At 48.9% G+C, this 7,488-nt stretch carries 10 protein-coding genes; 3 read left to right on the forward strand and 7 right to left on the reverse strand.

Features of this window, described 5'->3' with window-relative positions; genetic code table 11:
* Positions 1-86: 86 nt before the first annotated feature.
* Positions 87-1,748: an ABC transporter substrate-binding protein gene (locus VB712_RS19560; protein ID WP_323257869.1), complete on the reverse strand. Its 1,662-nt coding sequence runs from the start codon at positions 1,746-1,748 to the stop codon at positions 87-89.
* A 178-nt stretch (positions 1,749-1,926) separates the two neighbouring features.
* Between VB712_RS19560 and VB712_RS19565 the strand changes: the two genes are divergently transcribed.
* The gene (locus VB712_RS19565; protein WP_323257871.1) at positions 1,927-3,642 is read left to right on the forward strand and encodes a CHASE domain-containing protein; all 1,716 of its coding nucleotides are present in this window, start codon (positions 1,927-1,929) and stop codon (positions 3,640-3,642) included.
* A 102-nt stretch (positions 3,643-3,744) separates the two neighbouring features.
* Here the strand turns inward: VB712_RS19565 and VB712_RS19570 are convergent, their stop codons facing one another.
* The 5 genes from VB712_RS19570 to VB712_RS19585 all read right to left on the reverse strand — a co-directional run bounded on the left by VB712_RS19570 (position 3,745) and on the right by VB712_RS19585 (position 6,148).
* Positions 3,745-4,242 (reverse strand): DUF3368 domain-containing protein, encoded by a 498-nt coding sequence (locus VB712_RS19570; protein ID WP_323257873.1) that lies wholly within the window; start codon positions 4,240-4,242, stop codon positions 3,745-3,747.
* Positions 4,232-4,486: a UPF0175 family protein gene (locus VB712_RS19575; protein ID WP_416236406.1), complete on the reverse strand. Its 255-nt coding sequence runs from the start codon at positions 4,484-4,486 to the stop codon at positions 4,232-4,234. Before VB712_RS19575 ends, VB712_RS19570 begins: the two co-directional genes overlap by 11 nt.
* A 53-nt stretch (positions 4,487-4,539) precedes the next feature.
* Positions 4,540-4,779 (reverse strand): DUF433 domain-containing protein, encoded by a 240-nt coding sequence (locus VB712_RS20590; protein WP_416236407.1) that lies wholly within the window; start codon positions 4,777-4,779, stop codon positions 4,540-4,542.
* A gap of 38 nt (positions 4,780-4,817) precedes the next feature.
* On the reverse strand, positions 4,818-5,408 hold the full coding sequence (locus tag VB712_RS19580; protein ID WP_323257877.1) for a Uma2 family endonuclease: 591 nt from the start codon (positions 5,406-5,408) through the stop codon (positions 4,818-4,820).
* Between the two features lie 65 nt (positions 5,409-5,473).
* Positions 5,474-6,148: a response regulator transcription factor gene (locus tag VB712_RS19585; RefSeq protein WP_416236408.1), complete on the reverse strand. Its 675-nt coding sequence runs from the start codon at positions 6,146-6,148 to the stop codon at positions 5,474-5,476.
* 165 nt (positions 6,149-6,313) lie between these two features.
* Between VB712_RS19585 and VB712_RS19590 the strand changes: the two genes are divergently transcribed.
* Positions 6,314-6,694, forward strand: a complete 381-nt coding sequence (locus tag VB712_RS19590) for a hypothetical protein (RefSeq protein ID WP_323257881.1) — start codon at positions 6,314-6,316, stop codon at positions 6,692-6,694.
* Positions 6,695-6,708: 14 nt separating this feature from the next.
* Here the strand turns inward: VB712_RS19590 and VB712_RS19595 are convergent, their stop codons facing one another.
* Complete coding sequence (locus VB712_RS19595) at positions 6,709-7,071, reverse strand: four helix bundle protein (protein WP_323257883.1); 363 nt, start codon at positions 7,069-7,071, stop codon at positions 6,709-6,711.
* Between the two features lie 215 nt (positions 7,072-7,286).
* On the opposite strand from VB712_RS19595, the gene VB712_RS19600 reads away from it, so the two are divergent.
* A partial coding sequence (locus VB712_RS19600; RefSeq protein ID WP_323257885.1) for a hypothetical protein occupies positions 7,287-7,488 on the forward strand: 202 nt, incomplete at its 3' end.

Here is a 7,488-nt window from a genome sequence, read left to right on the forward strand (position 1 = left end):
CGGCCCTTGGGCGGCTCCGCCGCCAGGTGGAGGCAGAGCCTCCAGAATTTCGTGACTTGGCAGAGCCAAATCACGAGGAATAGGGGTTAGGCTTTGCGGATTTGGCGGAAATCTAACTGACGGTGGAACCAATATTGATAGCCTTCAATATTGGGCTGCATCACCACAGAAAGGCTTGGTTGTACAATGGGAATCCGGGGCATTTCTTCCCAGGCTAGAGTGATAAAATCTTGCACCGCTTTGTCATACCCTCCTTTCCCTGGTTCTGATTTCAAGGCTGTTTCAATGAAGGCATCCATTTGGGGATTTTTGTAGGAACTGCCGTTAAAGGTGGCATCTTGGCCATGGTAGGCATAGAAGAAAAAGTAATCGGGAAAATTGAGCCAACCGCCGAAATTGTTAATAATCATCGGGCGGGTTTTTTCCGTTAAAACACTGCGGAAATTGGCCGTTGGCACTTTTTCAAGAGTGACGGTAATATTGAGGTTTGCTAAAGCTTCTTGAACCAGGATGCAAAGCGGTTCCGCCCATTCTTTATTGCCCAAATCAAAGGCGAGAGTGGTGGTAAAACCATCAGCATATTCTGATTCTGCTAGCAGGGCTTTGGCTTTGTCGAGATCCGTGGTGTAGGGGCTGGCTTGGGGCCAGGTGGTATCGACGGCTTTACCCGTAGCCCCATAGAGGGGAACAGCTTGGCTATAGAAGGCGGTTTTAAAGATTTCCTCATAGGGAACGGCATAGGCGATCGCCTGCCGTACTTTCACATCCCCAAAGGGATTGGGCTTTCCTCCTAGGGTGGGGTTACTATGCAAATCAATGGAATAAACCGCATTTTCGACGGGATGGGAAAGCGTGGTAAATTCCGCTACGGCTTTGAGTTCTTGGGTGTCTTTATCGGAAACATCAAAGTTGATGTCAATATCGCCCCGTTCGAGCAAAGCGCGACGATTTCCCGGCTCCGGCACATCCAGCAAAATCACTTCAGCAATGGCAGGTAAAGGCCCCGATTGCCAATCTTCAAACCGTTTTAAAACTAACTTTTTCCCAGGCTCAAATTCGCCCACGGTATAGGCTCCGCCGCCCGCATCATTATTGTTAACCCATTCCGCCCCCCAAGGGTCAGCATCGGTGATATGTTGTTTCACCAGTTCCGAATTGAGAATAATCGGAATCGGCACAGCTAAATCAATCATCGTTAACTTATCAGGCCGTAGGAATTTCACCTGAAAAGTATAGTCATCAATCACCACAAACTGCTCAGGATTTTCCAACGCCCCCGCTTTCATTTGGAATGTCGGAAAACCCCCCATGCCAATGGCCCGATCAAACGACCATTTCACATCTTTCGCTGTAACGGGTGCGCCATCGTGGAACGTGGCATTCTGACGCAAGGCAAACGTGACGGACATTCCATCCGGGGCTAGTTCCCAAGATTCCGCTAATTCCGGCTGTAAATCGGTGTAGTCATAGGAAACAGAACCATCGGGGAGGGTTTTCGTGCCGAAGGTCATTAAGCGGTCATAAATACTCCAGGAAATGCCGTAGGCGGGGCGGTTTGTGCCGGCCCGATGGAGGTCAAGGCTATTGGGAAAGCCGCCTCCTTGAACGACGGTAAGAACATCATTATTGCCGCTCTCCGTTGGGCTGGCCTCTGGTTCCACAGGGTTAGCACAACTTTTGAGCAGGGCGGTGAGGGAGAGGCCGAGGGTAAAGGCGGTGCTGGTTTTGAGCAGGGTGCGTCGTTTCATGGTGGTTTTCTAATAAACTGTTAAAATAGCTACAATTTGCTGGCGTTGTTGAGGGTTTGAAAAGCGAACTCTTGACTGGATAGATTACCAAGGGCAAATAAAGTTTTTGGGGTAGAAAAGGTAAAGATTTCGGGTAGAGTTTGCTAGGCTGTAATCGCTTTTATTTCTACAAACAACCATGGCTGCAAAACCCCGCTATCGCCCGTTGATCTTGATTGTGACGACGGGGATCAGTCTATCGGGATTGGCCAGTTGGTGGGTGGGGCGATGGGAGCGATCGCTCCGTCAGTTGGAGTTTGAACGCCAAACCGCGAGCCTCACCGTTGCGATGGCGGGCCGGTTAAACCAATACACAGAAACGTTACTGGCTTTGGGGGATTTCTATACCATTTCCCAGGGGGAGGTGAGCCGGGAGGAGTTTGGGGGGTTTGTGGCGCGGGTGTTGGATACCTACCCCGGTATTCAGGCGTTGGAGTGGGCCCCTTGGGTGCGCAATGGGGCGCGTCGTCAATTTGAGCAAGACTTGAGCCAATGGGCGCGGGATCAAGTGGAAATTACTGAGCAGGGAGTGATGGGGGGGTTAGTGCGGGCGCAATCGCGCCAGGAATATTTTCCCGTCAATTATATTGAGCCTTGGCAGGGGAATGAGGTGGCTTTGGGGTTTGATTTGCTGTCCAATGGGGTGCGATCGCAAGCTCTCAATCAGGCCCGCCAAACGGGCCAGGTGACGGCTACGGCTCCGATTCGCCTCGTCCAAGAACCCCAAGACCAGGCGGGATTTTTAGTGTTTTTGCCGGTGTATGGGGAGGGGCAGGGGTTGCGGGGGATGTTGTTGGGGGTGTTTCGGGTTAGTGATGTGGTGGAGGAGGCGGTGCGATCGCTCCAAACTGAAATTAATTTCACAATCCGGGATCAGGGGGATGGGTCAACGGGGCAATATCTTGGATTTTACGATGCTGAAAGTCAGGAGGTGCAGCCGATCCAAGCTCCTCCACCGACCCATGCAGCAACTCGACTGGTTTGCCCCCAAGGTTGCCAGCAGCTTATCCCCGTCAGCCAACGGGCATGGCAACTTGAGTTTTACCCTGGGGTGAATTATCCCCTCGAACCCCGTTGGGCGATGGGGGCAACGTTGACGATTGGGCTTTTGTTGACGGCGATCGTGGCGTTGTTGGCGTGGAATTGGGAAACGGAGCTAAAGCAGACCCAAGCCATGGGGGAGTTAAAGTTAAAGTTTTTTTCAATGACTTCCCATGAGTTCCGCAATCCCCTCAGTACGATCTTGATTTCGAGCCAATTCTTAATCAGTCACGGCTCAGAATTAGGGGAGCCAAAACGTTTAAGTATCTATCAACGCATCCATGAAGTAGCCCGTTACATGGGGCGAATGTTGGAGGATATTTTAATGCTCTCACGGGCGGAGGCGGGTCATTTAAGTTGTCATCCCGAAATTGTTGAGTTGGAGCCATTATGCCGGACAATTTTGGCAGACTTGAATGATCTTGAAAAAGATGGCGCAATTTGTTATCAAAATGATTATCCTTATCCGCAGGTTTTTGTTGATCCTAAATTAATTCGGTCAATTTTAACGAATTTGCTCAATAATGCCATAAAATATTCCCCTCCTGATGGTTTGGTGGCGTTAAAGATAACGGGAAATTCTCGTCAGTTAATTATTGAAGTGGAGGATAATGGTATTGGTATTGAGTTTACGGAGCAGCCCTATATTTTTGATCCCTTTTATCGCGGCAGTAATGCGGAGAAATTAATTGGCACAGGTCTGGGTTTAGCGGTGGTGAAAACCTGTGTGGAGTTACACCATGGGGCGATTGGTTTGGAAAGCCATCTTAACAAAGGAACGCGGTTTTATATCACGTTGCCCTTAGAGGCTTAGAGAGTGTGTTAGTTCTTAAAGTAACCGTTCAGCATTGGCTAATCGCTCTGACATACCCTACGCATCCTATCCATCACTATTTATCCCATCTCATAGGATACTTCAAGTTTTGGATGATTCTTCATTAGCTTGAACTTTAAGAAGTTCAATGACTTGAGGTGAAAGGTATAAACCCACATCTTGGAGACGCTTTAAGCGTTCACCAACAGATTGAATCAAACCCCTCTGTTTAGCTAAAACAATCGCCCGACCTGTTCCTAAAATTGGAATACCAAAACTTTTAGCACAGCGACGCGCCGCTCGATCATCAATCATAACACAGTATGTAGGAGATGCGATCGCACAACTAATCACACTGGTTTCCCCTTTGCCTAAATCCCAAGCCGCAACAGGGGGATGAATATCAACCGTCTGTTGTTTAAGCCAATCCGTCTCACAAATCTGTTGAGAGGCACGATCATTTTTACTCTGAGTCACTTCTTCAATGACTGCTTCAGGTACGATAATTTCTGAGAAAAGTTGAGGCAACAAATCCTCCTGTTCACTGTTGAAAAGAACAATCAAAGGGGAAGCGTTAATGATGATGCGGTCAACAAACATTCTCCATTTCCTCAGCTAACTCCTCCGCTGAATATTGCAAAATAGAAACCTGATATCGGGCTAAAGCGTGAATAAACTCACTGCGGCTTAAACCGGCAATCTCAGCAGCTTTCCCTTGGGAAATTTCCCCTAGTTCATACCACTTTGCCGCCGCTGCAACCCGCATTTCTTGTACAAACTCCGTGGGTGCTTTGCGTAAAGCAGAAAAAAGACTTTCCGGTAATTCGATGGTGATGTTCATCATAGAGATTCAAAATTGACTGGTATTGATTGATAGATTGGGAGTTGGGTCTAGCATTAATTGGATTGCATCTTTAAGTAAGTAGATCTGGCTATGTTAATATAGCAAATGGAAGCCCCATCTTTGAGATTTTCAAAAAATGCTGATACTGGAACACGAGTTCCCTTAAAGACCCAAGCACCGCTGACTCGATGCGGATCGCGTTCCAACATATCCAGAGCATTAATATTTTCCATAAACATCACCATTTTATTGGTTTTGATCTTTCTAAACTGAGAACCCCTTTCACCCATCATACAAAACCATCTTATCGGTAGTGGATTGTAAAGAATTGTTAATCACTATTCTTTTCAAACTCAATCCCCTCATAGAGATCCGCTAAAGCAATTTCCACATGGAGCGATCGCACCCTCACCACTGCATCTAAACCCTGATGGACAATAAAGAGCCATTCCTGCTCTCCCTGCTTGATAAATTGCTCCACCTGGGGCCGGTCTTGGGCAATCAGCAGATATTCCTGAAACGTCGGAATCGTGCGATAGGCGGTAAACTTATCAGCACGGTCATACTCTGCCGTTGAAGGTGACAACACCTCCGCTAATAAAATCGGGTTGATCACCGTATCCTTTCGCCCTGCCTTTAACTCCAGGGGTTCTGCGATCGCCATCACATCCGGATAGGTGTAAATGTCGCGCTCCGGAATCCAGAGCCGCTGATCCGTCACAAAAACACTGTAGGGTTTTTGGCGCAGGGCAAACCAGAGCAAAGCACTAAGCGCATTCGTAAGTTTATTATGGTTAGGTGTTCCACCCGTCATGGGGATAATTTCTCCATTGCGATACTCATTGCGGATCTCTGATTCCACCTCTAGGGCGAGATAATCCTCAGCGGTGTAGGTTTTGGCTTCAGCCGTTGCGATCGCCATTTGTCATACCTCCATTCAGTAATGTATGAGCGAAAGATAGGGGAGTTCATTTCCTTAAATGTAGCTTAAGGGGTTTTGAGGCGATAGCCGACCCCGTGAACGGTTTCGAGCCAATCCCTGGGTGCGCCAGCGGCCCGGAGTTTTTGCCGGAGGCTTTTAATATGTACCTTAATCGTCGCATCGCTGGGATAATCTGCCGCTGCCCAAAGGCGATCGCGCAATAAATCCCGATTCACCACTTGGGAACCTTGACGCAGTAACAGTTCTAAAATCGCAAATTCTTTGGGGGTGAGATGGAGGGGGCGATCGCCATAGCGCACTTCATAATTCCCCGCATTCAAACTTAATTCTCCCCATTGCAATGTGGGGGGGAGAGCCGTTTTGCCCCGGCGCAATAGGGCCCGTAATTGAGCCTGGACTTCTTGCAAATTGACCGGCTTCACCATATAGACATCCGCCCCCGCATCCAAACCCGTTACTTTATCAGCGGTAGTATCCCGTGCCGTTAGCATCATCACCGGAATTTGCGAACCTGAGCGGCGCAACCGCTGACAAAGGCCCAAACCATCTAGTTTCGGCAATGTCACATCTAAGAGGATCAAATCATACTGGCCACACTGAAGATAATCCCAAGCCATTTCGCCATTATTGACCACATCAACGTGATACCGCTGGGCAGTGAGGACTTCGGTGAGGGAGGCGGCTAATTGTTGATCGTCTTCAGCAAGGAGAATATTCATAATTTTGGGGGCCATTCCCCCCTAGGATCGCTAGGCCATGGTGGGGATTCTGTAGTCTAGGCTACCGCAAGGGAGGCGATCGCCCCTAGGTTAAATCTTGATAAAACGCAAGAATCAGCCCTTGGGTCAAAGATTGAGGGTCAACGGCAGGATTAACGGTCAAAGTTGATCGAGGGGCGAAAAGATGTAGGGGCGAAAAATTTTTCGCCCCTATCTGGCTGGCTAAACCGCAAATATTTTCATCACTTCATCGCCGAGATGGTTAATGACTTTGACGGCGATGCGGCCAGATTTGGGTTTGTTGAAGGGGCGGGAAATGTTGCCGTAGAGACTGGCCCAAGCTTCTTGATCGATTTCGGCTTTGAGGGTGGTTTTAAGGGATTTATAGGGGTCGTTTGCGCCGAGAAAATAGGCATGGCGGACAAAGAAGCTTTCTTCATTGTAGTCGGTATCGATGAACCAACAGGCGATTTCGTCGGTATTACTGGCTCTAACTTCGCCAGATTGGGGATGGAAGACATCTACCCCGAAGATAGTGATTTGTGAGTAGTGGTTAGTGGTTAGTGGGAGAGAGACTGCATGAGCGATCGCAGCATTTTGCTGATTTCTGTGCAATTGCTCAAGATGCTTTCTGAACTGATCGGGGTTAGATAATGCAGCCTGACGGACAACATCACGAAGGTTTCTAGTTCCGCGAGAGAGCCTCGCGCAATGCCAAGCGACTGTAGAAACTCCCCAGTTGTACGCCGTGCTTGTCCCTCGGTGATGTTTGCTGGAATTGATGTCGCTGCCCGCCGCATCTGTGAGATAATCCCAAACTTCTCGGCAGCAGGAAAGTTCTGCGTAATTTCGTAAATCTGAACTGCTAAGTCCATTGATTTCTGCCAAACAATCAAGTCCCGATACGATTTTAAATATTTCATAGGGTGCTATAGGGTTTCCAAAACTATTCACTAACCACTCTTCACTAGCCACTAAAATATCCGGTTCGCCAAAAATAACAAAAAGGTTGCCCGCTCCGGTGTTTTTGAGGGTGTCGGCCATATGGAGGTCGGCGTTCATGGTGGCTCTGAGGATTTGGATGCGGCCAAGTTTGGCGAGGTCGGCGCAGTGGGCATCGTAGCTAAAGGCGCAGGAGATGAGGACATCAAAGCCTGCGTCGGCGGCTTCTCTGGCGGCGGCGATCAGGTCGGGTCGGGAGACTGTGCCGAATTCGGGGCCGATGAAGATACCGGCGCGTTTAGTGGTTAGTGATGAGGGGTTAGGGGTTAGTGATGAGGTGTTAGGGGTTAGTGATGAGGGGTTAGGGGTTAGTGATGCGGCGTTAGGGGCTAGTGCTG

It is taken from the genome of Spirulina sp. CCNP1310, from assembly GCF_034932185.1.
In the GTDB taxonomy this organism is placed as follows: domain Bacteria; phylum Cyanobacteriota; class Cyanobacteriia; order Cyanobacteriales; family Spirulinaceae; genus Spirulina.